This window comes from Pseudomonas tohonis, from assembly GCF_012767755.2.
GTDB classification, from domain to species: Bacteria; Pseudomonadota; Gammaproteobacteria; order Pseudomonadales; family Pseudomonadaceae; genus Metapseudomonas; species Metapseudomonas tohonis.
Window position 1 is genome coordinate 3,227,734 of sequence record NZ_AP023189.1, and the last position, 26,622, is coordinate 3,254,355.

The 26,622-nt window shown below is 67.7% G+C and carries 28 protein-coding genes; 14 read left to right on the forward strand and 14 right to left on the reverse strand.

All coding sequences use genetic code 11. From position 1 onward, the window contains the following. The first annotated feature begins 53 nt into the window (after nt 1–53). On the forward strand, nt 54–383 hold the full coding sequence (locus HSX14_RS14775; protein WP_173178702.1) for a DUF2388 domain-containing protein: 330 nt from the start codon (nt 54–56) through the stop codon (nt 381–383). 113 nt (nt 384–496) lie between these two features. Continuing rightward, the gene (locus tag HSX14_RS14780) at nt 497–853 is read left to right on the forward strand and encodes a hypothetical protein (RefSeq protein ID WP_111262929.1); all 357 of its coding nucleotides are present in this window, start codon (nt 497–499) and stop codon (nt 851–853) included. A 283-nt stretch (nt 854–1,136) separates the two neighbouring features. Here HSX14_RS14780 and antC read toward each other — a convergent pair whose 3' ends face one another. Genes antC through antA form a run of 3 tightly spaced genes read right to left on the reverse strand, consistent with a single transcriptional unit; the run spans nt 1,137 to nt 4,054 of the window. After that, complete coding sequence (gene antC / locus HSX14_RS14785) at nt 1,137–2,156, reverse strand: anthranilate 1,2-dioxygenase electron transfer component AntC (protein WP_173178701.1); 1,020 nt, start codon at nt 2,154–2,156, stop codon at nt 1,137–1,139. 18 nt (nt 2,157–2,174) lie between these two features. Continuing rightward, the gene (antB, locus tag HSX14_RS14790) at nt 2,175–2,666 is read right to left on the reverse strand and encodes an anthranilate 1,2-dioxygenase small subunit (RefSeq protein WP_173178700.1); all 492 of its coding nucleotides are present in this window, start codon (nt 2,664–2,666) and stop codon (nt 2,175–2,177) included. Beyond that, nucleotides 2,663–4,054, reverse strand: coding sequence for an anthranilate 1,2-dioxygenase large subunit (gene antA / locus HSX14_RS14795; RefSeq protein WP_173178699.1), 1,392 nt, complete (start codon nt 4,052–4,054; stop codon nt 2,663–2,665). Before antA ends, antB begins: the two co-directional genes overlap by 4 nt. A 331-nt stretch (nt 4,055–4,385) precedes the next feature. Here antA and HSX14_RS14800 point away from each other — a divergent pair, with 331 nt between their 5' ends. The 5 genes from HSX14_RS14800 (at nt 4,386) to HSX14_RS14820 (ending at nt 8,445) form a co-directional block, all read left to right on the forward strand. Continuing rightward, nucleotides 4,386–5,396, forward strand: coding sequence for an AraC family transcriptional regulator (locus HSX14_RS14800; RefSeq protein ID WP_173178698.1), 1,011 nt, complete (start codon nt 4,386–4,388; stop codon nt 5,394–5,396). A 189-nt stretch (nt 5,397–5,585) separates the two neighbouring features. Then, nucleotides 5,586–5,942 carry a YciI family protein gene (locus tag HSX14_RS14805; RefSeq protein WP_173178697.1) on the forward strand — a complete coding sequence of 119 codons (357 nt, stop codon included), beginning with the start codon at nt 5,586–5,588 and terminating at the stop codon, nt 5,940–5,942. A 16-nt stretch (nt 5,943–5,958) separates the two neighbouring features. After that, a complete protein-coding gene (locus tag HSX14_RS14810; RefSeq protein ID WP_173178696.1) occupies nt 5,959–6,708 on the forward strand; it encodes a DUF899 domain-containing protein in 750 nt (249 codons plus the stop codon). After that, nucleotides 6,708–7,940 carry an RNA polymerase sigma factor gene (locus HSX14_RS14815; RefSeq protein ID WP_173178695.1) on the forward strand — a complete coding sequence of 411 codons (1,233 nt, stop codon included), beginning with the start codon at nt 6,708–6,710 and terminating at the stop codon, nt 7,938–7,940. Before HSX14_RS14810 ends, HSX14_RS14815 begins: the two co-directional genes overlap by 1 nt. A gap of 67 nt (nt 7,941–8,007) precedes the next feature. Next, complete coding sequence (locus HSX14_RS14820) at nt 8,008–8,445, forward strand: YybH family protein (RefSeq protein WP_173178694.1); 438 nt, start codon at nt 8,008–8,010, stop codon at nt 8,443–8,445. On the opposite strand, the gene HSX14_RS14825 is transcribed toward HSX14_RS14820, so the two are convergent. The 3 genes from HSX14_RS14825 to soxR all read right to left on the reverse strand — a co-directional run bounded on the left by HSX14_RS14825 (nt 8,446) and on the right by soxR (nt 10,361). Further along, on the reverse strand, nt 8,446–9,300 hold the full coding sequence (locus tag HSX14_RS14825; RefSeq protein ID WP_173178693.1) for a shikimate dehydrogenase: 855 nt from the start codon (nt 9,298–9,300) through the stop codon (nt 8,446–8,448). A gap of 4 nt (nt 9,301–9,304) precedes the next feature. Next, the gene (gene aroQ / locus HSX14_RS14830) at nt 9,305–9,745 is read right to left on the reverse strand and encodes a type II 3-dehydroquinate dehydratase (protein WP_173178692.1); all 441 of its coding nucleotides are present in this window, start codon (nt 9,743–9,745) and stop codon (nt 9,305–9,307) included. A gap of 142 nt (nt 9,746–9,887) precedes the next feature. Further along, nucleotides 9,888–10,361 (reverse strand): redox-sensitive transcriptional activator SoxR, encoded by a 474-nt coding sequence (gene soxR / locus HSX14_RS14835; protein ID WP_173178691.1) that lies wholly within the window; start codon nt 10,359–10,361, stop codon nt 9,888–9,890. An 82-nt stretch (nt 10,362–10,443) separates the two neighbouring features. On the opposite strand from soxR, the gene HSX14_RS14840 reads away from it, so the two are divergent. Continuing rightward, on the forward strand, nt 10,444–10,755 hold the full coding sequence (locus HSX14_RS14840; RefSeq protein ID WP_173178690.1) for a hypothetical protein: 312 nt from the start codon (nt 10,444–10,446) through the stop codon (nt 10,753–10,755). Between the two features lie 110 nt (nt 10,756–10,865). Here the strand turns inward: HSX14_RS14840 and HSX14_RS14845 are convergent, their stop codons facing one another. The 3 genes from HSX14_RS14845 to HSX14_RS14855 all read right to left on the reverse strand — a co-directional run bounded on the left by HSX14_RS14845 (nt 10,866) and on the right by HSX14_RS14855 (nt 13,140). Continuing rightward, nucleotides 10,866–11,393 (reverse strand): fimbrial protein, encoded by a 528-nt coding sequence (locus HSX14_RS14845; protein ID WP_173178689.1) that lies wholly within the window; start codon nt 11,391–11,393, stop codon nt 10,866–10,868. A gap of 374 nt (nt 11,394–11,767) precedes the next feature. Continuing rightward, complete coding sequence (locus HSX14_RS14850) at nt 11,768–12,295, reverse strand: fimbrial protein (protein ID WP_173178688.1); 528 nt, start codon at nt 12,293–12,295, stop codon at nt 11,768–11,770. A gap of 317 nt (nt 12,296–12,612) precedes the next feature. Beyond that, nucleotides 12,613–13,140: a fimbrial protein gene (locus tag HSX14_RS14855; RefSeq protein WP_173178687.1), complete on the reverse strand. Its 528-nt coding sequence runs from the start codon at nt 13,138–13,140 to the stop codon at nt 12,613–12,615. Nucleotides 13,141–13,452: 312 nt separating this feature from the next. Between HSX14_RS14855 and HSX14_RS14860 the strand changes: the two genes are divergently transcribed. After that, nucleotides 13,453–14,316, forward strand: a complete 864-nt coding sequence (locus HSX14_RS14860) for a LysR family transcriptional regulator (RefSeq protein WP_173178686.1) — start codon at nt 13,453–13,455, stop codon at nt 14,314–14,316. 128 nt (nt 14,317–14,444) lie between these two features. On the opposite strand, the gene HSX14_RS14865 is transcribed toward HSX14_RS14860, so the two are convergent. After that, a complete protein-coding gene (locus HSX14_RS14865; protein WP_173178685.1) occupies nt 14,445–15,629 on the reverse strand; it encodes an HPP family protein in 1,185 nt (394 codons plus the stop codon). A gap of 312 nt (nt 15,630–15,941) precedes the next feature. On the opposite strand from HSX14_RS14865, the gene HSX14_RS14870 reads away from it, so the two are divergent. Then, nucleotides 15,942–16,655 (forward strand): lipoate--protein ligase family protein, encoded by a 714-nt coding sequence (locus HSX14_RS14870; protein WP_173178684.1) that lies wholly within the window; start codon nt 15,942–15,944, stop codon nt 16,653–16,655. 293 nt (nt 16,656–16,948) lie between these two features. Here the strand turns inward: HSX14_RS14870 and HSX14_RS14875 are convergent, their stop codons facing one another. The 4 genes from HSX14_RS14875 to HSX14_RS14890 all read right to left on the reverse strand — a co-directional run bounded on the left by HSX14_RS14875 (nt 16,949) and on the right by HSX14_RS14890 (nt 21,376). Next, a complete protein-coding gene (locus HSX14_RS14875) occupies nt 16,949–17,182 on the reverse strand; it encodes a zinc ribbon domain-containing protein (protein ID WP_173178683.1) in 234 nt (77 codons plus the stop codon). Nucleotides 17,183–17,262: 80 nt separating this feature from the next. Continuing rightward, complete coding sequence (locus HSX14_RS14880) at nt 17,263–19,728, reverse strand: TonB-dependent receptor (RefSeq protein WP_173178682.1); 2,466 nt, start codon at nt 19,726–19,728, stop codon at nt 17,263–17,265. 176 nt (nt 19,729–19,904) lie between these two features. Then, the gene (locus tag HSX14_RS14885) at nt 19,905–20,870 is read right to left on the reverse strand and encodes a FecR domain-containing protein (protein ID WP_173178681.1); all 966 of its coding nucleotides are present in this window, start codon (nt 20,868–20,870) and stop codon (nt 19,905–19,907) included. Continuing rightward, nucleotides 20,870–21,376: a sigma-70 family RNA polymerase sigma factor gene (locus HSX14_RS14890; protein WP_173178680.1), complete on the reverse strand. Its 507-nt coding sequence runs from the start codon at nt 21,374–21,376 to the stop codon at nt 20,870–20,872. The genes HSX14_RS14885 and HSX14_RS14890 overlap by 1 nt, the downstream gene beginning before the upstream one ends. A 235-nt stretch (nt 21,377–21,611) precedes the next feature. Here HSX14_RS14890 and HSX14_RS14895 point away from each other — a divergent pair, with 235 nt between their 5' ends. The 4 genes from HSX14_RS14895 (at nt 21,612) to HSX14_RS14910 (ending at nt 26,618) form a co-directional block, all read left to right on the forward strand. Beyond that, a complete protein-coding gene (locus HSX14_RS14895) occupies nt 21,612–23,228 on the forward strand; it encodes a phosphoethanolamine transferase (protein WP_173178679.1) in 1,617 nt (538 codons plus the stop codon). Beyond that, the gene (locus tag HSX14_RS14900) at nt 23,228–23,806 is read left to right on the forward strand and encodes a class I SAM-dependent methyltransferase (RefSeq protein ID WP_173178678.1); all 579 of its coding nucleotides are present in this window, start codon (nt 23,228–23,230) and stop codon (nt 23,804–23,806) included. The genes HSX14_RS14895 and HSX14_RS14900 overlap by 1 nt, the downstream gene beginning before the upstream one ends. Nucleotides 23,807–23,936: 130 nt before the next feature. Then, the gene (locus tag HSX14_RS14905) at nt 23,937–26,003 is read left to right on the forward strand and encodes an LTA synthase family protein (RefSeq protein WP_173178677.1); all 2,067 of its coding nucleotides are present in this window, start codon (nt 23,937–23,939) and stop codon (nt 26,001–26,003) included. 213 nt (nt 26,004–26,216) lie between these two features. Further along, a complete protein-coding gene (locus HSX14_RS14910; RefSeq protein ID WP_173178676.1) occupies nt 26,217–26,618 on the forward strand; it encodes a c-type cytochrome in 402 nt (133 codons plus the stop codon). The last annotated feature ends 4 nt before the right edge of the window (nt 26,619–26,622 follow it).

Below are 26,622 nucleotides of genomic sequence, written 5' to 3' on the forward strand. Positions count from 1 at the left end.
CGCCGGTGCAGGCTCGACCATCGCCCCGATGGAGGGGCCGAGGAGGGAAGCCCATGTCGCCCAGGACGCTGCTGCCGGTACTGCTGGTCTCGACCGTCTGCGCGGCCGAGCCGCCGTCCACCGGCAAGGAGCCGCCGAATGCCTTCGAGGCCGCGTTCTCCATGACGATGGTCTCGCCGATGATCAGCGTCATCGCCACCACCGATCTCAGCAGCGACGAGAAGCAGTTGAAGCTGGGGCGTGCCCGCGAGGACGCCCTGGCCTTCGTCGCCTCCGCCGGGGCCATCCGTGGGGCGCACCTGGAGCAGGCGCTCGGGCTGCTGCGCGACGGCTCGGCCACGGGCGACATGGCGTGGGCGCAGGCCCTCGCAGCGGGCCGTTGACCTGCCGTCCGTCGTCCTTACACAACCTTTACCCAACGGCGGTGATCCGTGATTTCGCGCCGTTGTCTGATCTTGCGTCCCGGTCCATTCCCTAGCCGGGCGCAGGAGGAGTCATGTTTCGTCGTTTGCCCCAGGTTGCCCTGCTGCTGGGAGCCGCCGCCCTGGCCGGCCAGGCTTCGGCCCACGGGCATGATGCCGGCCCCGCCGTGATCGGGGCGGTGGTCGGGGCCGTCGTCGGCGGTGCCATCGTCGCGTCCCGCCCGGCCCCGGTGTATGTCCAGCCCGCGCCCGTGTACGTGGCGCCACCACCGGTGGTCTACGCGCCGCCACCTCCGCCGCCGCCGGTGTACTACTACCCGGCGCAGCCCGTGTACTACCCGCCGGTGGTCGCCCAGCCCGTCTACTATGGTCCCGGCCCCTATTACGGCCCGCCGCGCCACTGGCACGGCGGTGGTCCGCGCCGCTGGTAGAGTAGGGATGCCCCGCTGATGCGGGGCTTCTTTTTAGTGGGTCCCCGCGTGCGCGGGGATGACGAGGGGGCGGGGAGGTTTCTGCCAGCACCGTCACCCCCGCGAAAGCGGGGGCCACTCGACGGTGCTGCTGGTGGGTGCGGTGCGGCGCTTGGGGGGATGCTGTTTAGTGGGTCCCTGCGTGCGCGGGGATGACGGGGTTGGGTGGATGTCCGCGTTTGCACCGTCACCCCTACGAAAGCGGGGGGCCACTCGACGGCTCTGCCGCCGATAGGGGGATCAATCAGGTGCCGCTTTCGGTGAATTTCTCCAGGTACAGCGGGTTGCCATCGAGGGCGTTTTCCTGGAGCCAGGTCTTCATCGACTCGATCATGGGCGGCGGGCCGCACAAGTACATGTCGAAGGGGGCTGCGCGCAGCTGTGCAGGGTCCAGGTGCTCGCTGACGTAGCCGCGCCTGCCGTCCCAGCCCGGCGCGGCGTCGCTGACCACCGGGATGAAGGTGAAGCCCGGGATACGTTCGGCGTAGCCCCTGAGGCGTTCCAGTTCGCAGAGGTCGGCCGGCTGGCGCACGCCGTGATAGAGCTGCACCGGCTGGTCGCAGCCGCGTTCGGCGAGTTCGTCGAGCATGCCGAGGAAGGCGGAGAGCCCGGTGCCGCCGGCCACCATCACCAGGGGCCGTTCGACCTGGCGCAGGTAGAAGGCGCCCAGCGGTGCCTCGAGGCGGATTTCATCGCCGGCCTTGCAGCGCTCCCTCAGGTAGTCGCTCATCACCCCGCCGGGCAGCAGGCGGATGAGGAACAGCAGGCGGTTCTGCACATTCGGCCGGTTGGCGAACGAATAGGCGCGATGCGCCTCGGTGCCCGGCACCTGCAGCCGGGCGTACTGGCCGGGAAGGAAATCCAGCGGGCTGTCGCCGCCCGCCTCCAGGTGGAGCAGGGCGGTGCTGGCGGAGAGCAGCTCCACCTCGCTGACCCTGGCCTGTACCGCGCGGGTGCCGCTGGCGCTGCACAGCGTGGAGTCGACATCGAAGTAGAAGGCGGCATCGGAACGCACGCGGGTCTGGCAGGCGAGCACCTTGCGCTGCTGCAGGTCGCTGGGCGAGAGCGCTTCCTCGTCGACGTAGTCGAGGCTGTATTGGCCGGATTCGCAGCGGCCCATGCAGGTGCCGCAAACACCTTCGCGGCAGTCCAGCGGGATGTTGATGCCGTTGCGCAGGGCGGCGTCGAGGAGCAGTTCGCCGGCCTTGATGGGGAAGAAATGGGTTTTGCCGTCGGCGAAGCTGATGGCGACCTTGTGGTTCATGCTGCGGTTTCCGTTGGCTCAGAGGTGATAGAAATCCAGCACCGAGTTGATGGTGTCGTTGAGCAGCACCACGTGCTTGCGGGTGATCTTCCAGCTGTCGCCCTCGGCCCGCAGGTGGTAGGTGGCGTGGCCGAAGAACTGCTCGCTCTGGCCCAGGCGGTGGAACAGCGTGTGCCAGTTGGCCCTGACCTCCAGTTGCCCGTCCGCGCGCTCGGCGATGCGCAGGTTGCCGATGCCGTGCAGGGTGCGAGGCATGGGGATGGTGGAGGCCGCCTTGCCGGTGCGGATGCGGAACACCCGGTCTTCCAGCCCCGCGCGGCTGGCGTAGTAGATCAGCGACATGCCCCGGCGGGGATCGGTGGTGTAGCTGTGCTCGCTGTCCCATTGCGGCAGGTGGAATTCGCTGTCCTCGCTGAACAGGTCGAGGTAGGCGTCCCAGTCCTGGGCGTCGCACAGCTCGCACTTGCGATAGAGGAACTGCTCGATGCGGTACTGCAGCTGCGGGCTCATGCGTGCACCTCCTTGAGTGCCAGGGCCTTGCGTTCCAGCCCCTGGAGCAGGAAGCGCTGCCAGTTGCCGTGCTGGTTGACGTAGAGGCCTTCATGGGTGAATTCGGTGCCGGTGAGCACGGGGGCGATGCCGAGGGTCTCGCTGTGCGGCGTGGCACCGCTGACCCAGCGGTCATGGCCGCGGGAGATGTCGCTCCAGCGTTCCAGGCGAGCCTCGAAGCCGCGCTGGGCCTCGCGGAATTCCACCAGGTCGTCCGGCGTGCCCATGCCCGAGACGTTGAAGAAGTCCTCGAACTGGCGGATGCGGCTTTCGCGGTCGGCGTCGGACTCGCCCTTCACGCCGATGCACTGGCTGATGACCTCGGTGCGGTTCCAGGCCACCGGGCGCACGATGCGCAGCTGAGAGCTGATCTGGTCCATGAAGAACAGGCTGGGGTAGAGGTTGAGGTTGCGCAGGCGGTGCATCATCCACTCCGCGCGGGCCTGGCCGTACTCCGCCACCAGGCGCGGCATCACCGTGGCGTAGCCGGGGCGCACCGTGGGGTTGGGCATGTCGCTGAACAGCACGCTGTGGCCGTTCTCGAAGGAGAACCAGCCGTCGTCGGTGGCGGCGTCGCCCGCGCCCAGCTTGCTGTAGTCGAGGGTGCCGCCCACCTCGCCGCGGCCGGCGTTGACCTGCTGGCGGTGCTGCACCGTGGCCACGTAGTTGTAGTGCACGGTGCTGACGTGATAACCGTCCAGGCCGTTCTCGTTCTGCAGCTTCCAGTTGCCGTCGTAGCTGTAGGTGGAGCGGCCCGGCAGCACCTCCAGCTCCCCGGTGGGGGACTGCGCGACCATCATGTCGAGGAACACCCGGGCGTCGCCGAGGAAGTCCTCCAGCGAATCGCTGGCCCCGACATCCAGGCTGATGAAGACGAAACCCTTGTAGCTGGCGATGCGCGCCTTCTTCAGGCCGCGCGTGGCCTTGTCGAAGCCCTCGGGGTACTCGCCCGGCGCCTTCACCTTCACCAGGCGGCCGTCGTTCTTGTAGCACCAGGCATGGAAGGGGCAGGTGAAGGTGGACTGGTTGCCCCGGCCGACGCGGGTGAGGGTGGCGCCCCGGTGCTGGCAGGCGTTGATCAGCGCATGCAACTGGCCGCTGGCGTCACGGGTGACGATCATCGGCTGGCGGCCGGCGCGCAGGGTGATGAAGTCGTTGGGGTTGGCGATCTCGCTCTCGTGGCAGGCGTAGATCCAGTTCTTCTCGAAGATGAGTTCCATCTCCAGGTCGAACAGCTGCGGCTCGGTGAACATTTCCCGGGCGATGCGGAACACGCCCTCGGCCGGACGGAAGTCCAGGCAGCCGCTGATGAAGTCTTTCCACTGCGTGATGCTCTTGTCGTTGTTCATGCACCTGTACCTGTCACATCGGGCGAATCGGTCGGCACATTTAACGGAGCGCCGCGTCGGCCGGTCTATCCGCTTTGTCGAGGAAGGCGATCCGTTAATTCCGGGTGGCGTAACACCGCTTGGGTAGCTACTACCCAGCGTGAGGCGGCCGCGGGGGCGCATGGGGCGTGGCGGGCAGCCGCGCGTGCCGGTGGTTGTCCGCAAAGTTGGCGAATGCTGTCCGGATAGTGGGCGGGTGGGCTTTGCCGAGCATGCGTGGCATGGTGCTTGCGTCCTCGGACGACGACGCGCCGTCAGAGCGCGCGGAACAACAGCCTTGAGAGTGCCCGTGATGAACCCGCCCGAATCGCATTTCCGTGATATCCGTGCCGATCGTTTCGACCTGGCGGGTGCCCGCTCCTGGATGGCGGGCATCTGCGGACCGCACCAGCTCGATGCCAGCCGCCCCAACCGGATCCGCTTCCACCACAGCGGCAACGTGCTGCGGTCGATGTCCACCACCCTCGGCATCATCGAATACGGCACCGACGTGACGGTGGCCGTGGCCGATATCGAGGGTTTCAACAGCTACAGCCTGAGCCTGCCCCTGTGCGGTGAGCAGGAGTTGCGCTGCGACGGGGCGGCGTTGCGCTCGGACCGCGACCAGGCGGTGATCGTCGCGCCCAACCGCAGCCAGGAGCTGAGCATCACCGGCGACTGCCGCAAGCTGCAGGTGGTGATCACCCGCGCCGCGATGCGCGAGGTGCTGGAGGGCATGTTGCAGCGGCCGGTGGAGGAACCGTTGCGTTTCGAGCCGCTGATGGATGCGGTGGAGGGTGCCGCCGCCTCGTGGTGGCGCATGGCTCGGCACATCCTCGATGAGATGGAGCACGGCGGGCTCTACGGCCAGCCGCTGTTCAGCCGTGACCTGGAGAGCGCGTTGCTCAAGGGGCTGATCCTGGCCCAGCCGAGCAACTACTCCGAGGAGCTGCGCCAGGTGCTGGGGCTCAAGGTGCCGCACTACCTGGTGCGGGCGCGCGACTACATCCACAGCCACGCCCGCGAGGCGCTGCGCCTGGAGGATGTGGAGAGCGCCGCCGGGGTGTCGCGGTTCAAGCTGTTCGAGGCCTTCCGCAAGTACTACGGCGTCTCGCCCATGGCCTACCTGAAGAAGCACCGTCTCGGTGCGGTGCGCCAGGAGATCCTGGAGGACCGCTCCGCCCGCAACATCTCGGTGATCGCCATGGGCTGGGGGTTCGGCCACCTCGGGCGGTTCTCGGTGGAGTACCGCAAGCTCTTCGGTGAGACGCCGAGCGCCACGCTGCAGCGGGCCGAGTCGCGTCGTCGCGAACCCTTCGCATAGCCTGCCCCGGAGGCCCGCGCAGGCGGACGTTATAGGGCGAGCGCGGCTTAGCACCAATCGGTCGAAGGCGCGGGCGAGGGTGGGTGGACTATCCCTGTCTATGCTTGGACGACTTTTTTTCTTCCGGCCTGTCGATCCGGCCGTCCCCCGTTCGACCAGGGATGCAAGCCCATCAACAAGGAGCGAACGATGAAGTACCTGTGCCTGATCTATTTCGACGAGACCGTGCTCGATTCCATGCCCGCCGAGCAGTACGAATCCATCGTCGGCCACTGCATGGACTACGAGCAGCGCCTGCAACGCAGCGGCCAGTACATCGCCGCCGAGGCGCTGCAATCCACCCAGACCGCCACCACGTTGCGCCTGCAGGGCGACAAGCTGTCGATCACCGACGGCCCCTTCGCCGAGACCCGCGAGCAACTGGGCGGCTTCTACCTGATCGATGCCAAGGACCTCAACGAGGCCATCCAGATCGCCGCGAAGATCCCCCCGGCCCGCCTGGGCTGCATCGAGATCCGCCCGATCAAGGAACTGCCCCGGCTCTGAAAACGGAGGAACCCCCATGAAGATCGAATCGCACCCCGTCGTCAGCCATGAACAGTGGCTGGAGGCCCGCAAGCAATTGCTGCGCAAGGAGAAGGCCTTCACCCGCCTGCGTGACGAGCTCAGCGCCGCGCGCCGCGAGCTGCCCTGGGAGCGGGTGAGCGACGCCTACCGCTTCGAAGGCCCCACGGGGACGGAGACGCTCGACCAGTTGTTCGCCGGTCGCAGCACCCTGGTGGTCTATCACTTCATGTTCGGGCCGGGGTGGGAGGAGGGATGCGATGGCTGCTCCTTCCTCGCCGACCATTTCGACGGTGCCAACCTGCACCTGGCCCATCACGACGTCAGCCTGGTGGCGGTCTCGCGCGCGCCCTGGCAGGCGTTCCAGGACTTCAAGCGGCGCATGGGCTGGCAGTTCAAGTGGGTGTCTTCCCACGGCTGCGATTTCAACGCCGACTTCGGCGTCAGCGCCACGCCCGAGGCGATCGCCGCCGGCACCGCCCGCTACAACTACGACACCAGCCGCGACCCGGGGGAGGAGATGCCCGGCCTCAGCGTGTTCTTCCGCCTGCCGTCGGGCGAGGTGTTCCACACCTATTCCACCTACGCGCGCGGGTTGGACATGCTGGTGGGCACCTACAACTTCCTCGACCTGCTGCCCAAGGGCCGTGACGAGGACGAAATCATGGATTGGGTGCGCCACCACGACCGCTACGAAGGTGCGGGGCCGCGCCATGACTGCTGCTCGGCCCGGGCCGGGGGCGACTGATGGCGCTGACGCAGGCCCGCCAGCGGGTGGAGGCGGTCTACCGCGAGGAGTCGCGCCGGGTGCTGGCGACGCTGATCCGCCTGCTGGGTGATTTCGAGCTGGCCGAGGAGGCGTTGCACGACGCCTTCATCGCCGCCGTTGAGCAGTGGCCCGTCGACGGCGTGCCGGCCAACCCGCGCGCCTGGCTGGTGTCGGCGGGGCGTTTCAAGGCCATCGACGCGCTGCGCCGACGTGCCCGTTTCGATGCGCGCCAGGCGCAGTTGATCATCGAACTGGAGCGCGACGAGCCCGAGGAGATCGAGGATGTGGAAGACGACCGCCTGCGCCTGATCTTCACCTGCTGCCACCCGGCGCTGCCGGCGGACGCGCAGGTGCCGCTGACCCTGCGCGAGGTCTGCGACCTGAAGACCGAGGAGATCGCCCGGGCCTTTCTCGCCACGCCCTCGACCATCGCCCAGCGCATCGTCCGCGCCAAGGCGAAGATCCGCGATGCACGCATTCCCTACCAGGTGCCGTCCATGGGCGAGTTGCCGGAGCGGCTGGATAACGTGCTGCGGGTCATCTACCTGGTGTTCAACGAAGGTTATTCGGCCACCTCCGGCGACTCCCTGACCCGCGCCGACCTGTCGGCCGAAGCCATCCGCCTGGGCCGCCTGTTGCTGGAGCTGCTGCCGGATTCAGAAGTCATGGGCCTGCTGGCGCTGATGCTGCTGCACGACTCGCGACGCCAGGCACGCACCGGCGCCGAGGGCGAGCTGGTGCTGCTGGAGGACCAGGACCGTGCGCTGTGGAGTCGCGAGCAGATCCTCGAGGGCTGCGCCCTGGTGGAGCGCGCCCTGGCCTCGCGACGCATCGGCATGTACACGCTGCAGGCGGCCATTTCCGCCGTGCACGCCAGCGCCACCACGGCCGAGGCGACCGACTGGGCGCAGATCGTCGCGCTCTATGGCGTGCTGCAACGGGGGATCGGCTCGCCCGTCATCGAACTCAACCGCGCGGTGGCGGTGGCCATGCTCCAGGGGCCGGAAGCCGGATTGGCGTTGATCGAGGCCATTCTCGAACGCGGCGAGCTGCGTGATTACCAGCTGGCGCACTCGGCCCGCGCCGATCTCTACCGGCGGCTGGGGCGCCGCACCGAGGCACGGGCCGCCTACCAGGTGGCGCTGGGGTTGACCCGCCAGGACACCGAGCGGCGTTTCATCGAACGGCGCCTGGCGGAGTTGGCGTCGTGACGGATTCACCCGTGGCAGGCACGGGAACCGGGGCTGAGGCCCGGGCTACGAACCGAGGAGAAGCACCATGAGCAGCAACGAACAGGCCGTCGAGCAACTGCATGCCCTGCTGGCCGACTGGGCCGAGGCGGTACGCAGCAAGGACGTCGCGCGCATCGTAGGCTTCTACGCCCAGGAGGTGGTGGCCTACGACGCCATCCTGCGGTTGCAGTTCGTCGGCCGTGAGGCCTATGGCGCGCATTGGGCCTACTGCATGGAGGTGTGCCAGGGCTCGTCGATCTTCGACCCGCAGCACGTGACGATCCGCGCCAGCGGTGATGTCGGCTTCGCCCACTTTCTCTGCCTGTGTGGCGGCACCAACGCCGAAGGGGTCGAACAGCGCAGCTGGATGCGCGTCACCTGCGGCTACCAGCGCATCGGCGGGCAGTGGCGCATCGTCCATGACCACTTTTCCGCGCCATTCGACATGGAAAGCGGCCAGGCGCTGTTCGACCTCGAGCCCTGATCAGGCGTCGAGACTGCGGAAGTGCTCGAGCATGCGCTGGGCATCGGCCTTGGCGCCACTGAACAGTTCGAAGGCCTTTACCGCCTGGAACACCGCCATGGTGCCGCCATCCAGCGTGCGGCAGCCGAGGGCGCGGGCGTCCTTGAGCAATTGGGTCTCCAGCGGGAAGTAGACGATTTCGGCGACCCATAGCGCGGGGCGCAGCAGTGCGGCGGGCACCGGCGTGCCGGGCAGCTTGGCCATGCCCATGGGCGTGGTGTTGACCAGGCCGTCGGCATTCGCGAGTGCGTCGGGCAGGTCGTCACCGGCGCGGGCACGGCCGGTGCCGAAGCGTCGCTCCAGGCTGCTCGCCAGGGCGTGGGCGCGCTCGGCGTCGACGTCGAAGACCAGCAGTTGGCCGACGCCCTCGGCGAGCAGGGCATGGGCCACCGCAGCCCCGGCACCCCCGGCACCCATCTGCACCACCCGGCGGCGTTCGACATCGCCCAGCCCACGGCGGAAGCCTTCGGCGAAGCCCAGGCAGTCGGTGTTGTGGCCGACACGACGGCCGTCGCGCAGCACCACGGTGTTCACCGCCCCGATGCCCTCGGCCTCGGGGGACAGTTCGTCGAGCAGCGGGATGACCGCCTGCTTGCAGGGAAAGGTGATGTTGAGCCCGGTGAAGCCGGTGCGCTCGGCGGCTTCCAGCAACTGGGGCAGGGCGCTGACGTCGAGCTGGAGCGGGTCGAGGTCGATCAGCCGGTAGAGGTAGCGCAGGCTCTGGGCGTCACCTTCGCGCTCGTGCAGGGCGGGGGTGCGCGAGGCCTGGATGCCGGAGCCGATCAGGCCGGCGAGTACGCTTGCGTGTGCGGTCATGGCGTCACCCCTTCAACAGCTTGCCGAAATGCTGCACGCCGGCCCGGTAGCCGTCGCTGCCCAGGCCGCAGATCACCCCGACGGCGATGCCGGAGACGAAGGAGTGCTGGCGGAATGCTTCGCGCTTGTGGACGTTGGAGAGGTGCACCTCGATCACCGGCAACTCGCTGGCCACCAGGGCGTCGCGGATGGCCACGGAGGTGTGGGTCCAGGCGCCGGGGTTGATCAGGATGCCGGCGCAACGGCCACGTGCCTGGTGGATCCAGTCGATCAGCTGGCCTTCGTGGTTGGTCTGGCGGCACTCGGCTTCCAGGCCCAGCGCGGCAGCGGTTTCCTGGCACAGCCGATCGATATCGGCGAGGGTTTCGTGGCCATAGGTCGCCGGCTCGCGGGTGCCGAGCAGGTTCAGGTTGGGGCCGTTGAGGACCAGCAGGGTGGGGGACATCAGGGGCATTTCTCCATTGTCATGAGCCCCTGCCGGGAACGCGGGCGGGGCTGGAATGGGAAAATGTACTAACTGGTTACTTTAATCAATCGAAGGCTGTGGGGCGGGCAATCGGGCATCGGTTATTCCGTTCGATAATCGGTCACTCGGATGCGTCATCGGTCTCCAGCAGCAGCGGGCCGCTGCCGAGATCCGAGAGCTCGTCACCCGGGTTGCGCAGGGGGCAGACCTCCATGGTCAGGCAGCCGCAACCGATGCAGCCGTCGAGCTGGTCGCGCAGTTGGGTGAGGCGGCGGATGCGTTCGTCCAGCTCGGCCTGCCAGCGTGCCGAAAGCGCATGCCAGTCGGCGGCGGTGGGCGTGCGGCCTTCCGGCAGCGTCATCAACGCGGCGCGGATGGACGCCAGCGGGATGCCCAGGCGCTGGGCCACCTTGATCACCGCCACCCGGCGCAGCACCTCGCGCGGATAGCGGCGCTGGTTGCCGGCGTTGCGGGTGCTGCTGATCAGCCCCTTGGTTTCGTAGAAGTGCAGGGTGGACACGGCCACCCCGCTGCGCTCGGCCACCTGGCCCACCGTCAGCGCCTTGCCGATGTTGCTCGCCGTCACCTTTGGCATTGCTTGCGTCCTCTTGACCTAAAGTTAAGTTTAGGTTTTACCCTCGCCGCCAGCATTGCACAACGGTAGAAGGAGTCTCGGCATGACCAACGAGCAGTTGCAGGGCGTCGTTTCATCCATTCATTTCTCGGCCGATCCGGCCTGCCTGCCAGCACTGGTGGAGGACCTGGGCGTGCGTTTGGCGGCCTGCCTCAAGTCCCAGGTGGGGCTGCTTTCCACCAGCCTGGAAACCAGCGCCGATGGCCGCTGGTTGATCCAGCGCAGCCGCTGGGTATCAGCCGATGCGGCACAGGCCGCGCTGGAGGGCGACTCCTGCAGCGCGCGTCTGCTGGGCGAGGCGATCTGGCGCTACGGCGCCAAGGCGGTGCGCTTCGACGTGCCCGAGGAGGCATGACGGCTCGTCCGGCAGCTCGATGAAGGTGGGGGAAGTTGGAACGGCGGGGGAGGTTGGGGCGGGGTGTCGCGTGATTGACTCGCCCGGGCGTCCCGGGCGAGTCGGGGGTGTTACTCGTAGCTCATGGTGTAGGTGACGCTGGTGCTGACCTGGCCCGGCTTGACCTGTTCACTGGCCGGAGCCAGGTAGGCCGCGAAGAAGGCCAGGGTGGTATTGCCGCCGCCTGTGACGACCACCTCTTTGCTGTTGTCGTTGTTGCCCAGGTTGATAGGCTGCTGGTCAGCGTTGAACAGCTGGACTGCCACGTTGGAGGCATCCGCACCTGTGAGCTCGTTCTTCAGGGTGCCGTTGGCGGCGTCCACGTTCGGCCCGATCTCGAAGTTGGCCTTGACCTTGGTGCCCACGCTGCAGCCTGAGAGCTCGATCATGAAGGGCTTGAAGCTGGCGTTCTGGCCCGCAGCCAGCGAGCTCTGCGATACCGGTGCCAGTTGCACGCTCTGGTTGAGGGACGGGCTTGCGATGGTGCAGCTCTTGCTGGAGACCTCGCCCTTGATGGTGATGGTGCCGTCGACTGCAAGCGCCAGGCTGCTCAGGCCGAAGCCAATCAGTGCCGTGCTGGCGGTGAGAAACTTCTTCATGTAGCTCTCCTTGATGGCGCCTGGCTCCACGCGCCGGATTAAAGGTTGACCTCAAGAGTCGGAACCAGAGCTGAGTGACGGCGCAGCCTCGAAAATGAGAGCTGGATCGCACTTCAGCGGAGCGAGCGCAATGATAACGAGGGCCATCTAGGCCGAATGGAGTCCCGGAGCTACGAGGGGTGTAGGAAAGGTCGCTCAGGCTGCAAGTTTATTCCGTGGAGCTGATCTGAGCGGCAGGGAAGGCCCAGGGCGAGGGTTGGCCTGACTTAAAGCCCATTGGCAGCTCGGCCGCAAAGGGGGAAGTGGAATAACGCGGAGGCGAGGCGGGGTGTCGCAGGAATGACTCGCCCGGAGTCCCGGGCGAGTCGAAGGCGTTACTCGTAGCTCATGGTGTAGGTGACGCTGGTGCTGACCTGGCCTGGTTTGATTGTTTCACCGGCCGGAGCCAGGTAGGCCGCGAAGAAGCCCATGAAGGTTTTGCCGTTGCTGTCGGCGATCCCTTCCTTGAGGTTGGTATCGCTACCCACGCGGATGGGCTGTTGGTCGCTGTTGAACAACTGGACCACTACGTTGGAGGCATCCGCGCCTGTGAGTTGGTTCTTCAGGGTGCCAGTGGTGGGATCTACGTTGGGCCCGAACTCGAAGTGGGTCTTGATCTTGGTGCCCGCGGCGCAGTTGGTAAGCGCGATCAAAAAGGGCTTGAGGCCAGCGTTCTGGCCCGGAGCGAGGGAGCTCTGGGACACCGGCTCCAGTTGTACGGCCTGGTTTATGAAGTTGCTTTCAATGCCACAGGTGCTGCTGGAGACCTCACCCTTGATGGCGATGGTGCCGTCGACTGCGAGCGCCAGGCTGCTCAGGCCGACGCCGATCAGTACTGCGCTGGCGGTGAGAAATTTCTTCATGTAGCTCTCCTTGTTGGCGCCTGGCTCCACGCGCCTGTTTAAAGGGGGACTCAAAAGTCGGAACCAGAGCTGGGTGACGGTACAGCCTCGAAAACAGCAGGCTTGATCCCAATACAGCGGAGCGAAGGCGATAATAGCGAGGGCTTTTTAGGTCGAATGGAGTCCCGCATCTTCGAGGGGTGTAGGAAAGGTCGTTCAGACCGCGCGATTATTCCGTGGAGCTGGCCCGTTTTGCACGGGGGCCTGGAAGGTGGTCGTGCAACAGCGCCATGGGTTGGGAAAGTGTGCGCCCGGGAGGCCCGGGCGGGTCGACGGCGTTACTCGTAGCTCATGGTGTAGGTGACGCTGGTGCTGACCTGGCCGGGTTTGATTGTTTCACCGGCCGGAGCCAGGTAGGCCGCGAAGAAGCTCATGACGGCTTCGCCGTTGCTATCGGCGGTCCCTTCCTTGAGGTTGGTGTCGTTACCCACGCGGATGGGCTGTTGGTCGCTGTTGAACAACTGGACCACCACGTTGGAGGCATCCGCGCCTGTGAGTTGGTTCTTCAGGGTGCCAGTGGTGGGATCTACGTTGGGCCCGAACTCGAAGTGGGTCTTGACCTTGGTGCCCGCGGCGCAGTTGGCAAGCGCGATCGCGAAGGGCTTGAGGCCGGCGTTCTGGCCCGGAGCGAGGGAGCTCTGGGATACCGGCGCCAGTTGTACGGCCTGGTTGATGAAGTCGCTTTGGATACCGCAGGTGCTGCTGGAGACCTCACCCTTGATGGCGATGGTGCCGTCGACTGCGAATGCCAGGCTGCTCAGGCCGAAGCCGATCAGTGCCGCGCTGGCGGTGAGAAATTTCTTCATGTAGCTCTCCTAGTTGGCGCGGCTCCACGCGCCTGTTTGAAGGTTGACCTCAAAGAGTCGAAGCCAGAGCTGAGTGACGTTTGGCAGCCCGACAATGAAAGCTGCATCCCACCTCAGCGGAGCGGGCGCGATGATAGCGAGGGCGCTCTAAGCGGAATGGGAGCCCGGAATCACGCGAAGCGTAGGGAAAGTCGTTTGGGGGGTAGGTTTGTTCCGAGGAATTTGCTTGCGCTATATCGGGGAATGTTTCCGGTACGCGCATCGATAATGGGCCCTTGTTAACATGCCGGCTTTCTCGAACGAGTCGGCACCGTGGACATCGACCTGGCGCGCACCTTCCTCGAAATCGTCCGCAGCGGCAGCTTCGTCGCCGCTGCCGAGCGCCTGCACGTGACCCAGACGGCGATCACCGCGCGGGTGCAGAACCTGGAGAACCAGCTGGGCTGCAAGCTCTTCGTGCGCAACCGTGCCGGCGCACGGCTGACGGCCGAAGGCGAGGTGTTCATCGGCCATGCCACGCAACTGGTGCAGACCTGGGAGGCCGCAAGGCGCGACCTGCCGCTGCCCAAGGGCTACCGCGACCTGCTCGCCATCGGCGGCGAACAGAGCCTGAGTAACCCGCTGCTGCTGGGCTGGATGAGCCGCTTGCGCGAGCGCATTCCTTCCCACGCGGTACGCGTCGAGGTCGCACCCGGCCAGCAGTTGCAGAAGCAGCTGGAGCTGGGCCTGCTGGATGCGGCGCTGGTCTACCAGCCCGAATACTGGCCGGGCATGCAGGTGGAGCAATTGCTGGAGGAGAAGTTGATCCTGATCCGTTCCACCACCCACCCCGAGCCCTACGTGCAGGTGGACTGGGGCCCGACCTTCCGCCAGCAGCACGACGCCGCGCTGCCGGACAAGGCCCGCGCCGCAGTGACGGTGAACCTGGGGCCGCTGGCGCTGCAGTTCATCCTCCAGCACGGCGGTTCGGGGTATTTCCGTACCCGCGTGGTGCAGAGCTACCTGGACGGCGGCCAGCTCGAACGCGTGGAACGCGCCCCCGAATTCACCTACCCGACCTACCTGGTCTATTCCCGCGACAAGGATTCACCGTTGCTGCAGCAGGCCATCGCCGTGCTGCGCGAGGTGGTGAGCGAGGACATCGACTGGTCGCAGCGCTGGGAAGCGACGCTCTGAGGGCCAGCCTGCGCAGGGCTGGTCCGGTGGATCACCGCGTTCGCGAGGATGACGAGGTGGCGGGGAGCGTCCCTGTTTGCACCGTCACCCCCGCAAGGGGGAGGCGTCCCTACGGGGCCGCGTGAGCCTCAGCTCGCTACCTTCAGCGCGGGTGCCGGAGCCTGGGCGGTGAGGTCCTTGAGCCAATGGCGGTAGAGGCCGCCGATCAGATCGCTCTGAGTCACCAGACCCACCAGCTTCTCGTCGTCACCCAGCACCGGCAGGCAGTGCAGGCCCTGGTCGGAGAGCATCGACACCAGCACGCCGATATCGGTATCGCGCTTCACGCAGCGCACCGAGCGGGTCATGAGTTCACCCAGGCGTGGGGCGGGGCGGTGGCGCAGGCGGCCGAACAGCGAGCCGGGCGTCTCGTCCCGGGCGTGGCGGAACAGGTCGCCGGGGGTGACGATGCCCACCAGCTGCTTCTGCTCGTCGAGCACCGGCAGCGCCTTGATGTGGTGCTTCTCGAACAGTTTCCAGGCCTGCTCGCGGGTGGTTTGCGCGGTGGCGGTGAGCAGGTCGCGGGACATGATCTGCCCGGCCGTGACCTGGCCCACGCTGCGGCGCAGGGCGTTGCGTTCGGTCTGGCGCAGCAGGCGCTCCAGGTCGTCGCGGGTGATGTCGACGAACTCGCCGAACTCCTCGAGCGCCTGGTCCAGGTCTTCATCAGAAAACACGCCACGCTCGCTGGGCAGTGGGTCGGCGGTCAGGTGCTGGCCGACGCGGGCCTGGCTCGTCGCGGTGCTCAGGGCGCTGCGGGTGAGGCGGTTATAGGCCAGGGCGACCGCCACCAGCAGGGCGGAACCGAGCAGCACCGGCCAGGCGACGGCGAAGCCCTGGGCTTCGAACGCGGGGCCGCCCAGGGCCACCGACACGGCCAGCGCCGTACCCGGTGGGTGGAGGCAGCGCAGGCCGTACATGGCCAGCACGGTCACGGCCAGGCCCAGGGTCGCGGCCAGCACGGAGTGGTCGATCCAGAGCCCGGCGGCCGTGCCCACCAGGGCCGCCACCAGGTTGCCCATCACCACCGACCAGGGTTGCGCCAGCGGGCTGGAGGCGACGGCGAACACCAGCAGCGAGCTGGCGCCGAGCGGGCCGGCCAGGCGCAGGGTGATCTCGCTGCCGAACACATGGCTACAGGCGATGCAGCACAGCGCCAGCCCCATACAGGCACCCAATGCGGCACGCAGCCATTCCCCGGGGTGCGCGGTACGTGGGGCGGGGGCCAGGCGCTTGCGCCAGCGCTGCCAGAGGGCGTCCGGGTTCTCGTGCATCGGGGTTCGTTCGCTTTTCAGTCGTTCGGGGCGATAAAAAAAGGCCCATAAAGGGCCCTGCAGGAGTCCCACTGCGTGCGCGGGAGGGGTGCCATCCCTGACATGGAACAGGGCTAAGGGTGGTGCAAGCGTTGCCGCAGCCGGCGTGGCCGGGCGGCGAGATGGTGCGCATGCTACGGGCGGCATCAGCCATGCCGCCAATGAATAATATTGCTCGTTCGGTGCAATTTATTTGAATCAAAGGCGCCTCCCTTCGCCTGGGCAAGGGCCCGGTGCCGGCGTAGCATCGGCTCCCTCCAGGCATTCGAGGCGATGGCGATTATGCAGCGGCATACGGTGGGCGCAGGGCTGGACGCGGAGCGGCAACTGCTGGACAGGATCTACGACGGGCAGCACGACAGCGGCCTGCTGCTGTGGCGACCGCTGCACGCGGCGCTGGTCATGCCCCGGCGCATGAGCCGCCTGCCGGCCTTCGAGGTGGCCCAGCGCGCCTGCCTCGAACAGGGGTGGCCCATCGCCCTGCGTGACACCGGGGGCGAGCCGGTGCCGCAATCATCGGCGGTGCTCAATGTCGCCCTGGCCTATGCGGTGCCGCGTGAGGAGAACGAGCTGACGCGCATCGAGACCGCCTACCTGCGGCTGTGCCAGCCCCTGTGCGACTGGCTGGCCGACCTGGGCCTGGAGCCGGGGCTGGGCGAGGTGGAGGGTGCCTTCTGCGATGGCCGCTTCAACGTCAACCTGGAGGGCCGCAAGCTGGTGGGCACCGCCCAGCGCTGGCGTCGGCGGCAAAGCGATGGTCGCCACGTGGTGCTGGCCCACGGCGCCATCCTCATGGGCAACCAGCGTGAAGCCATGGTGGAGGTGGTCAACACCTTCTATCGCGTGTGCGGCCTGGGCACCCGCTGCCGTGCCGGCAGCCACATCGCCCTGGAGGAGTGCCGCGCGGATGCCTGGGATGCCAGCGGGCAGCTTGCCGGGTATTACCGGCGGATGCTGGGCGCCGCCGGAATCGATACCGACCTGTAGCCCGGGCTTCAGCCTGGAGAAGGACCCCACCTGCATGGTGCGGAAGTCTCGGTTCGTAGGATGGGTAGAGCGAAGCGAAACCCATGCGGCGGAAGGCCACGCGCATCCAGAACCGAGCGAAGAAATGTGGAGCGGCGATCCCAGGCAAGAACGGTGGGCTGAAGCGGAGCGCCGCCCGGCCCACCCTACGGAGCTGGCCTCTGAAGCCGCACAAGTGGCTCAGGTTGGCCGTTGGGTACGCATCACCTTCTCGGTGCGCGCGGCACACCCTGCAAGGTGCCGCCGCTTTCCGGTCAGCGGTAGATGAAGGCGAGGGTGCCGGCGATGACCAGCACCACGGCGACCAGGGTACGGGCCACCCAGGGGGCGGCGAGCCAGACACCCGCCACGCCGGCCACCTGGCCGATGTTCTTCTCCGAGAGCAGGCGCGGGTTGGCGCCGCCCTTGATCGGATAGCCGCATTGCGGGCAGCTCGGGGCCTGGTCGGAGATGGAACGCTTGCATTCGGGGCAGTCGATGAGGGCCACGTCGGGAACTCCTTGTCAGTGATCGTGCAGACCTTCTGACAAGGCGCGGGTGGCCCGGTTCAGCCGCCTGTCGCCTCCACCTAGAAGTCGAGGGTCGCCGAGACCTTGAGGGTGCGCGGTGCGCCCTGGGTCAGGTAGCCGCCGTAGGCGGATTCCCAGTAGTCCTCGTTGGCCAGGTTCTCCAGCCCGGCGCGCAGGGTGATGTCGTGCTCATCCAGCGTGAAGGCGTAGCGCGCGCCCAGGTCGATGCGGGTCCAGGCGGGGATGCTCAGGGTGTTGCCCGAGTCGTAGTACTGGCCGCCGGTGCGTTGCAGCAGGGCATTGACCGCCAGCCCGTCCACCCCGGGCACATCCCAGTCGGCGCTGAGGTTGTACTGGAATTCCGGCACGCCGACGGCGCGGTTGCCGTCGTTGGCGCCGTTGGCCGTCCCCGTGAGCTCGGTGTCCATCAGGGTGCCGCCGGCCAGCAGCCGCAGGCCCTGGGTCGGCTCGCCGAACACGCTGAACTCGATGCCCTTGTTGCGCTGCTCGGCATCCACGCTGTAGACGCCACCACTGGTCATGCCCTGGGGCTGTTCGATGCGGTACACGCCGAGCTGGGCGCCGAAGGTGCCCTGGTCGAACTTGATGCCGGCCTCGATCTGGCGGGTGCGGTAGGGCGCGAACATCTGCCCCGAGTTGCTCGCGGTGCTGGGGGCGATCGGGCCGGGGGCCAGGCCTTCGATGCGGTTGGCATAGAGGGAGATCGAGTCGGTGGCCTTGAGCACCAGGCCGTACACGGGCGTGGTGATCGAGGCGTCGTAGTCGGACGTGCGAACGCCCGCGGTGGACCAGCCATCGGTGGCGATGGACTGGCGGCGAACGCCCAGGGTCAGCAGCGCGCGCTCGTCGAAGAAGCCGAGGGTGTCCGACACCGCCACGCTGCGTGCCTTGCTGGAGCCGGTCTTGCCGGGGTGGTGAAGGTCGCCGTTGCGAGTCGGCGTCGGTTCGGGGCTGGGGAAGGGGTCGTAGAGGTTCCCCGGCAGGCGATTGCCGGCGCTGGTGGACTGGTTGGCGCTGCGGTATTCCCGCCAGTTCCCCGTCAGCCCGGCGTTGAATTGATGTGTCACCGCGCCGGTCTCGAAGTGGCCCCGCAGCCCACTGCTCAGGCTGTCGCTTTCCTCGTCACGCGGGGCATAGAGCCGGCCGACGCGCCCGGTGCCGTCCGCCGCGCTGACATAGAGGGAGGAATACACGCCATTCTCCCGGGTGTACTTGCTGCCGACGGAGAGGTAGCCGCTCCAGCTGTCGTCGAAGTCGTACTCGGCGTTGAGCATGCCGTAGGTGTCTTCCAGCTGCGACCAGGCCCAGGGCTGCGAGTAGCTGTGGTCGGCATCCGGCACCTTGGGCACCTTCGTCAGGGTCGGGGGCGGTGGCGTGACCAGGTAGACGACCGAGCGGCCGTCGTTGATGCGCTGCTTCTGGTAGCCGAAATCGCCGGACAGGCGCAGGCGGTCGCCCCGGTAGTCGAGGCCGACGCTGAACAGGCTGAAGTGCTGGTGCTCGTCGTCCACCGCCGTCTCGCCGTCGCGCTTGGCCATGTTGACCCGCACGCCGAAGCGGTCGTCCTCGCCGAACCGCTGGCCGAGGTCGACGTGGCCGCCGACGCGGTCGTCGCTGGCGTAATCCAGGGTCAGGCTGCGGGTCGGCTCGTCCTCGGCGCGCTTGGGCACGACGTTGATGTTGCCGCCGATGCCGCTGCCGCCGGGCGATACGCCATTGAGGAAGGCGCTGGAGCCCTTGAACACCTCCACGCGCTCCACCGCCTCGGTGGCGATGATCTGCCGGGGCAGTACGCCATAGAGGCCGTTGAAGGCGATGTCGTCGCTGAACAGGGCGAAGCCGCGGATCACGAACACCTGGGAGAAGTTGCCGAAGCCGTAGGACTGGCGCACCGCCGGGTCGCTGCGCAGCACGTCGCCGATGTTCTGCGACTGGCGGTTCTCGATCAGTTCGCGGGTGTAGCTGGAAAAGCTGAAGGGCACGTCCTGCATGTCCTGGTTGCCCAGCATGCCGATGCGCGCGCCGCGTGCCACCTGGCCGCCGGCGTAGCTTTCCGGCAGGCCGTCGCCGCGCAGCGCGCTGTCGCTGATGGTGGTCGCGCCCAGCTCCAGGCTTCCATCATTGGCCACGGGTACCAGGGTGTAACCGCTACCGCTGCTGGCGAGCTGGTAGCCGCTGCCGGCGAGCAGCGCCGCGAAGCCGTCCTGCACGCCGTAGCTGCCCTGCAGGCCGGGGCTTGTCCGGCCATCCAGCAGGCCCTGCTGGAAGGACAGCGGCACGCCGGCCTGGGCGGCGAACTGGGCGAGCACATGGCCCAGCGGCCCGGGGCCGATGGCGTACTGGCGCGTGGCGGCCTGCTGCGCGAGCGCCTCGGCCTGGGCCGGCTGGGCGAACGGTGCGGCGCAAAAAGCGAGGCCCATGGCCAGGCCCAGCGCGTGCAACGGAAGACGGGCCGGAGCCGGTGGGGTGGCGGGGCGACGCTGCTGGGGCGACCACGAAGTCATGCTGCTTTCCTGTCGACGCTTGGATGAAAGGGGTTCATCCAGCACACCGGACGAGATCGAAAAAGGTGTCAGGGGAGCGCGAAAATACGGTCCCGGGGGCGTGCGGCCCTGTTTCCAGGGGGGCGATCCGTGAAGCTGCGGCCCCGCAGCGGGGCACTGCGTGGGGCGCCTTTGGGTCAGGCGCTGGCTGCCGGCTCCAGGGTCACCCAGTAGCGGGTCAGGCGGGTGAGGGTGATGGGCAGGGTGTCCTGCAGCAGGCGCAGGCTGGCGTCGGTGTCGCGCAGCGGGAAGGCGCCGGAGACCCGCAGGTCGGCGATACCCGGGTGGCAGCGCAGCACGCCGGGGCGGTAGCGCCCCAGTTCACCCACCAGCTCGGCCAGGCGCATGTCCTGGGCCAGCAGCATGCCGGTTTCCCAAGCGCTGGCCGCCGGGTCGAGGGGCGCGCTGGGCAGCAGGCGGTCGCGCTCGAAGGCGGATTGCCGGCCGGCCTCGATCACCTGCGAGTCGCCGCGCCCGGCGTTGCTGACCCGCACCGCGCCTTCCATCACCGCCACGCGGCAGCGCGCGCCGTCCAGGCGCAGGGCGAAGCGGGTGCCCAGTGCCTGGGCGACGCCCTGTGGCGTTTCCACCAGGAAGGGGCGGGGGCTGGGCGAGGGGTCCCTGGCGGTGGTGATCAGCACTTCGCCGCTGAACAGGCGCAGGCGGCGGCTGGTCATGTCGAAGGCCACATCGATGGCGCTGGCGGTGTTGAGCAGCAGGCGGCTGCCATCGGGCAGGTGCAGGTCCTTCTGTTCGCCGGTGGCGGTGCGCAGGTCGGCGCTCCAGTCCTGCCAGGGCAGCTGGCGCCAGGCGGTCCAGGCGACGGGGGCGGCGAGCAGCAGCATGCCCAGACGGGCGATGGCCTGGCGGCGGCCGAGCCCCTTGCGCGCGGCGCGGTCCAGGGTCTGCAGCGCCAGGTTGCCGGGCAGGTTGCGGAAGTCGCCGAGGATGCTCTCGGCACGGGCCCAGGCCAGCGCGTGCTGGGGGCTGCGGTTGCGCCATTGCTGGATGGCGCGGTGGTCGTCTTCGGTGGCGCTGCCGGAATGCAGCTGCACCAGCCAGTCGGCGGCCTCGCCGAGGATCTGCGGGTCGATGCGGTTCATCAGGCCACGCTCAGGCAGGCGAGGAAGGCATCGCGCATGTAGCGCTTGACGCTGGCCAGCGACACGCCCAGGCGCGTGGCGATCTCGGCATAGCCCAGGCCTTCGAGCTGTGACAGCAGGAAGGCCTGGCGGGTCTTCGCGGGCATACCGGCCAGCAGCGCCTCGATGCGGCACAGGCTTTCCAGGATCAGCAACCGGGTCTCCGGCGAGGGCACCTCGGGCTCGGGCAGGTGGGCGATGCTTTCCAGGTAGGCCTGCTCGATGTCCTGGCGGCGCCAGCGGTCGATCACCAGGCCCTTGGCGATGTGGGTGAGCAGGGCGCGTGGTTCGCTGCCGAAGTCCCGGCCCGCCTGGCGGCCGAGCAGGCGCAGGAAGGTGTCATGGGCCAGGTCGGCGGCATCCCAGGCGTTGCCCAGGCGCCGGCTGAGCCAGGCGTGGAGCCAGCCGTGATGGTCGCTGTAGAGGGTGTGGATCTGGCGGTGGAGGGTCTGTTCGGCTGCCGGCATGGGCTACTGCGTCCGTCCGGGCGGCCCGCGCCTGGATGTAGATAAGAATTGATCTCATTCTATATTCGCGCCCGGAAAGCTGGCAATCACCGTGGCGGGCCGGCCGTCACCCCTGGGGGAGCGATGCGCCTGGCGTCGACGTTTCCAAGAGGTTTTTTTCACGAATTCTTGACCGACCGCTACCTAGGCTGCGAGCCGTCTCCTGCAACTCCTGCAGGGCCGTCGAGCGTCGTCCATGCTGAAAAACCTCCGGTTGCGTCCCGAAGCCCTGACCCTGCTGGTCAGCGTCGCGCTGCTGCTGTTCTACAACCTGCCGCTGTGGCGGCACGTCGCGGAGATCGTTCCGGACCCCTGGCTGCGCGTGGTCTTCGGCCTGCTGGTGGTGCTGATCTTCAACCTGGTGTTGACGCTGTTCTCCTTCCGCTGGGTGTTCAAGCCATTGCTGACGCTGGTGCTGCTGGGCAGTGCCGGGGTGCTGTATTTCATGACCCAGTACGGCGTGGTGGTGGACATCGAGATGCTGCGCAACGTCGCCGAGACCAACGTCAGCGAGGTGGGCGACCTGCTGACCCCGAGGTTCGCCGGCTTCCTGCTGGCATTCGGCGTGTTGCCGGCCTGGCTGCTGTGGCGCCTGCAGATCGGCCATCGCCCGCTGCTGCGCGAGCTGTTGAGCAAGCTGCTGGTAATGGCGGCGTGCCTGGTCGCGCTCGGCGCGATCGCGCTGAGCAACTACCAGGCCCTGGCGTCGCTGTTTCGCAACCATCACGAGTTGCGCCTGATGGTGGTGCCGAGCAACTACCTGGGTGCCTCGTTCAGCTACCTGCGGGGCCAGTTCGCCCAGCCGGCCGAACCGATCCGCGCCATCGGCACCGACGCCCATCGCGCCGCGGCGTGGCAAGGCCATGCACGCAGGTCGCTGACGGTGCTGGTGGTGGGGGAGAGCGCCCGTGCCGCCAACCTCGGCTTGCTCGGCTACGGCCGCGACACCACCCCGCTGCTGGCCCGGCAGGCGGGCCTGACCGCCTTCACCCAGATGCGCTCCTGCGGCACCGAGACCGCCGTGTCGGTGCCCTGCATGTTCTCCAACCTCACCCGGGGCGGTTACAGCCATGACCGCGCCGCATCCCAGGAAGGCCTGCTGGATGTGCTCAAGCACGCCGGCCTCGCCGTGCGCTGGCGCGACAACCAGTCCGGCTGCAAGGGCACCTGTGACCGCGTGGCCTTCGAAGACGTTGGCAACGCCAGGGACCCGGTCCTCTGCGCCGGCGGCGAATGCCAGGACGCCATCCTCCTGCAGGGCCTGCAGGGCTACATCGACAACCTCAAGGACGACAGCGTGCTGGTGCTGCACCAGATGGGCAGCCATGGCCCGGCCTACTACAAGCGCTACCCCGCGGCCTTCGAGCGCTTCACCCCGGTGTGCCGCAGCGCCACCCTGAGCGATTGCTCGCGGGAGAGCATCGTCAACGCCTACGACAACACCCTGGTCTACACCGACTACGTGCTGTCCAGCCTGATCGACCTGCTGCGCAAGAATCAGGACCGCGTCGACACGGCGATGATCTACCTCTCCGACCACGGCGAATCGCTTGGCGAGTACAACCTCTACCTGCACGGCACGCCCTACGCGATGGCGCCGGACGAGCAGAAGCACGTCGGCCTGCTGACCTGGTTCTCCGAGGGCTACCAGAAGGATTTCGGCCTGGACAACGCCTGCCTCGCGACCCGCCGCGACGAGCCGGTGAGCCAGGACAACCTGTTCCACTCCCTGCTCGGGCTGTTGCAGATCGAGACCGGCGAGTACCAGCGTGACCTGGACCTCTTCGCACCGTGCCGGAGGTCGGCGTCCTGATGCCTCTATCCCCCTGGTTCGGGCGCTGGCGCCAGCGGCAGATTGCCCGACGCGCCCTCAAGGCCGCCGGTGAGCCCAACCTGGTGCTCGACCTGCCGTGCGGCCTGGGGCGGTCCTGGGCGCTGCTGGCCGAGCACCCGAACCGCTTCATCCTGGCGGCCGACCCCTCGCGGGAAGTGCTCGACCGCGCGCTCGCCACCCGCAGCGGTCCGCTGGTGGAGAGGGTGCGTGGCTTCCAGACCTCGGTGCTGGCCATCCAGCTGCCGGAAAACGCGGTGGACAGCATCCTCTGCCTGCAATCGCTGAGTCGCCTGAGCCCCGAGCAGCGGCTGATGGCCCTGCGCGAGCTGCGCCGGGTGACCCGCGACACGCTGATCCTCTCGCTGCCGGTGGACGGCAACCTGGAGGCCTGGCACTGGCGGCGGCATCGGGGGGAGGAAGGCGACGCCGTGCCGCCCCTGCGCCGCGACGTGCTGGAGGACGAATTCCGCCAACTCGGCCTGCAGGTGCTCTCGCATCAGGACTTCCTGCCCGGCTGGGCGATGGTCCGCACCTACGTCCTGCGCAAGGACGGCTGATGGAAAAGCCGGTTACCGCTGAACCTTTCCCATTTGGCTTACCTAAGCACTATCATCGCGGCTCCCCGGCATCCCGCTTCGGACGCCCGGCAGTTCGCATTTCCTCTTCCCATTGGATGGACTCCGAGACATGAGCAGAACCCGCAGCCCGTCAGGTGCCTACCGCCCGACCCTGGGCAGCCACCTGGCCTTCACCCTGTCCTGCGGCCTGGTTTTCCTGGCGATGTACACCCTGTTGCGCGGCGCGCTGCTGGTCTACAACCGTGAACTGATCGGCGCCACGCCCGCCGCCACCTTCGTCGAGGCGTTCTTCAATGGCTTGCGCTTCGACCTGCGCCTGACCATCTACGCGCTGGCGCCGCTGCTGCTGTCGATCCCCTTCGCCACGGCCATGGCCGCGCGGCGCCTGCACCGCGTGTGGCTCACCGGTTTCGCCAGCATCACCCTGTTCTTCGGCCTGCTGGAGCTGGACTTCTACCGCGAGTTCCACCAACGCCTGAACAGCCTGGTGTTCCAGTACATGAGCCAGGACCCGAAGACCGTGCTGAGCATGCTCTGGTACGGCTTCCCGGTGGTGCGCTACCTGCTGGCCTGGGCCGTCGCCACCTGGCTGCTGTTCAAGCTGTTCCAGTGGCTCGACCGGCGCAGCCGCCCTCGCAGCGAGCCCGCTGCGGGCGGAAGCGGCCGCGCGGCCATCGCCCCCTGGTACCTGCGCGCCGGGGTCTTCGCCCTGGTCCTGGTCCTCGCCGTGGTCGCCGCCCGGGGCACCCTGCGCCAGGGGCCGCCGCTGCGCTGGGGGGATGCCAATACCACCGACTCCGCCTTCGCCAACCAACTCGGCCTCAACGGCACGCTGATGTTGATGAACGCCGCCCAGGCGCGCTTCTCCGAGACCCGTGACAACCAGTGGAAGGCCAGCCTGCCCGAAGGCGAGGCCCAGGACGTGGTCCGCCAGATGCTGCTGACCCCGCAGGACCAGCTGGTGGACGAAGGCAGCGCCGCCGTGCGTCGCCTGCTGACCCCCAATGCCGACGGCAGCCTGCCGGTGCGCAATGTGGTGGTGATCCTCATGGAGAGCCTGGCCGGGCACTACGTCGGCGCGCTCGGCGGCAAGGGCGACATCACCCCCAACTTCGATCGGCTGAGCAAGGAGGGGCTGCTGTTCACCCGCTTCTTCTCCAATGGCACCCACACCCACCAGGGCATGTTCGCCACCATGGCGTGCTTCCCCAACCTGCCGGGCTTCGAGTACCTGATGGAGCAGCAGGAGGGCACCCACAAGTTCTCCGGCCTGCCGCAACTGCTCAGCGCCCGCCAGTACGACGACCTGTACGTCTACAACGGCGATTTCGGCTGGGACAACCAGCTGGGCTTCTTCGGCAACCAGGGCATGCGCAACTTCGTGGGGCGCAATGACTTCGTCAACCCGGTGGTCTCCGACCCGACCTGGGGCGTCTCCGACCAGGATATGTTCGACCGCGCCGCCCAGGAGCTGAAGGACAACTACGGCAGCAAGCCTTTCTATGCGCTGCTGCAGACCCTCTCCAACCACACGCCCTACGCCTTGCCGGCGCAGCTGCCGGTGGAACCGGTCACGGGCTTCGGCTCGCTGGACCAGCACCTCACCGCCATGCGCTATTCCGACTGGGCCCTGGGGCAGTTCTTCGAGAAGGCCAAGCAGTCGCCGTACTACAAGGACACGCTGTTCGTGATCGTCGGCGACCACGGTTTCGGCACGCCCGAGCAGCTCACCGATATCGACCTGTACCGCTTCAACGTGCCGTTGCTGCTGATCGCCCCCGGCATTCAGGAGAAGTTCGGTGCGCGCACCGACGTCGTCGGCACCCAGGTCGACGTGGTGCCCACCATCATGGGCCGCCTCGGCGGCGAGACCCGCCACCAGTGCTGGGGCCGCGACCTGCTGAGCCTGGCGCCGGAAGACAAGGGCTTCGGCGTGATCAAGCCCTCCGGCAGCGACCAGACGGTGGCCATGGTGGCCGACGGGCGCATCCTGGTGCAGCCGCGCGGCGCCGATCCGCTGCTCTACGAGTACCGCCTCAACAGCGGCCAGGGCGCGACCCGCGTCGAGGACCCGCAAGCGGTGCAGGCCATGAGCCGTCGCCTCGAAGCCTTCATCCAGGTGGCCACCAAGAGCCTGCTGGGCAACACCACCGGCGTCGTCGACGCCAAGCCCTGACCCCCGCCGCCCCGGAGCCATTCCGGGGCGCGTTCCTTCCTGCCACGGCGTCGCGCTCCCGGGGACGCGGCCCTGGCAGAGTCGCCAACACATCTGGCATGCAGGGAAAAACCTGCGGTGCTCCGAGCGGTAAGAATCGGCTGACCGTCGCCCAGCAGGCTGCGCCCCTCACGGGCGAGCCCCGGGGCGGCATTCGCCATCAAGGTCCGCTGCATGCCGCACAACAACAAGAAACCTTCGTTCCTCGCCGTACTCCCGCTGCTGTTCCTGCTGCCGGTCCTGCCGGCCCGCGCCGATTGCGGCCAGGCCAAGGTGGAGCGGGGCGCCAGTGCCTTCGCCGCCGAGTGCTCGGTGTGCCATGCCGCGCGCCAGGACGCGGCCCCGGGCATGGGCCCGAACCTGGCCGGGGTGATCGGCCGCAACGCCGGCAGCCAGCCCGGCTTCGCCTACTCGCAAGCGATGAAGGCCCGCGCCCGGGCCTGGGAACAGGACGGCCTGCAGGCCTTCATCGCCCAGCCCCAGGCCGAGGTGCCCGGCACCTACATGCCCTACGCGGGCATGGCCGACGCCGACCAGCGGCAGGCCATCGCCTGCTTCCTCGCGCAGCAGCGCTGAGCCG

Coding starts and splice junctions, on each gene's coding strand:
- HSX14_RS14775 (WP_173178702.1), top strand. CDS start 54: ATGTCGCCCAGGACGCTGCTGCCGGTACTGCTGGTCTCGACCGTCTGC.
- HSX14_RS14780 (WP_111262929.1), top strand. CDS start 497: ATGTTTCGTCGTTTGCCCCAGGTTGCCCTGCTGCTGGGAGCCGCCGCC.
- antC (WP_173178701.1), bottom strand. CDS start 2,156: ATGAACCACAAGGTCGCCATCAGCTTCGCCGACGGCAAAACCCATTTC.
- antB (WP_173178700.1), bottom strand. CDS start 2,666: ATGAGCCCGCAGCTGCAGTACCGCATCGAGCAGTTCCTCTATCGCAAG.
- antA (WP_173178699.1), bottom strand. CDS start 4,054: ATGAACAACGACAAGAGCATCACGCAGTGGAAAGACTTCATCAGCGGC.
- HSX14_RS14800 (WP_173178698.1), top strand. CDS start 4,386: ATGAACCCGCCCGAATCGCATTTCCGTGATATCCGTGCCGATCGTTTC.
- HSX14_RS14805 (WP_173178697.1), top strand. CDS start 5,586: ATGAAGTACCTGTGCCTGATCTATTTCGACGAGACCGTGCTCGATTCC.
- HSX14_RS14810 (WP_173178696.1), top strand. CDS start 5,959: ATGAAGATCGAATCGCACCCCGTCGTCAGCCATGAACAGTGGCTGGAG.
- HSX14_RS14815 (WP_173178695.1), top strand. CDS start 6,708: ATGGCGCTGACGCAGGCCCGCCAGCGGGTGGAGGCGGTCTACCGCGAG.
- HSX14_RS14820 (WP_173178694.1), top strand. CDS start 8,008: ATGAGCAGCAACGAACAGGCCGTCGAGCAACTGCATGCCCTGCTGGCC.
- HSX14_RS14825 (WP_173178693.1), bottom strand. CDS start 9,300: ATGACCGCACACGCAAGCGTACTCGCCGGCCTGATCGGCTCCGGCATC.
- aroQ (WP_173178692.1), bottom strand. CDS start 9,745: ATGTCCCCCACCCTGCTGGTCCTCAACGGCCCCAACCTGAACCTGCTC.
- soxR (WP_173178691.1), bottom strand. CDS start 10,361: ATGCCAAAGGTGACGGCGAGCAACATCGGCAAGGCGCTGACGGTGGGC.
- HSX14_RS14840 (WP_173178690.1), top strand. CDS start 10,444: ATGACCAACGAGCAGTTGCAGGGCGTCGTTTCATCCATTCATTTCTCG.
- HSX14_RS14845 (WP_173178689.1), bottom strand. CDS start 11,393: ATGAAGAAGTTTCTCACCGCCAGCACGGCACTGATTGGCTTCGGCCTG.
- HSX14_RS14850 (WP_173178688.1), bottom strand. CDS start 12,295: ATGAAGAAATTTCTCACCGCCAGCGCAGTACTGATCGGCGTCGGCCTG.
- HSX14_RS14855 (WP_173178687.1), bottom strand. CDS start 13,140: ATGAAGAAATTTCTCACCGCCAGCGCGGCACTGATCGGCTTCGGCCTG.
- HSX14_RS14865 (WP_173178685.1), bottom strand. CDS start 15,629: ATGCACGAGAACCCGGACGCCCTCTGGCAGCGCTGGCGCAAGCGCCTG.
- HSX14_RS14870 (WP_173178684.1), top strand. CDS start 15,942: ATGGCGATTATGCAGCGGCATACGGTGGGCGCAGGGCTGGACGCGGAG.
- HSX14_RS14880 (WP_173178682.1), bottom strand. CDS start 19,728: ATGACTTCGTGGTCGCCCCAGCAGCGTCGCCCCGCCACCCCACCGGCT.
- HSX14_RS14885 (WP_173178681.1), bottom strand. CDS start 20,870: ATGAACCGCATCGACCCGCAGATCCTCGGCGAGGCCGCCGACTGGCTG.
- HSX14_RS14890 (WP_173178680.1), bottom strand. CDS start 21,376: ATGCCGGCAGCCGAACAGACCCTCCACCGCCAGATCCACACCCTCTAC.
- HSX14_RS14895 (WP_173178679.1), top strand. CDS start 21,612: ATGCTGAAAAACCTCCGGTTGCGTCCCGAAGCCCTGACCCTGCTGGTC.
- HSX14_RS14900 (WP_173178678.1), top strand. CDS start 23,228: ATGCCTCTATCCCCCTGGTTCGGGCGCTGGCGCCAGCGGCAGATTGCC.
- HSX14_RS14905 (WP_173178677.1), top strand. CDS start 23,937: ATGAGCAGAACCCGCAGCCCGTCAGGTGCCTACCGCCCGACCCTGGGC.
- HSX14_RS14910 (WP_173178676.1), top strand. CDS start 26,217: ATGCCGCACAACAACAAGAAACCTTCGTTCCTCGCCGTACTCCCGCTG.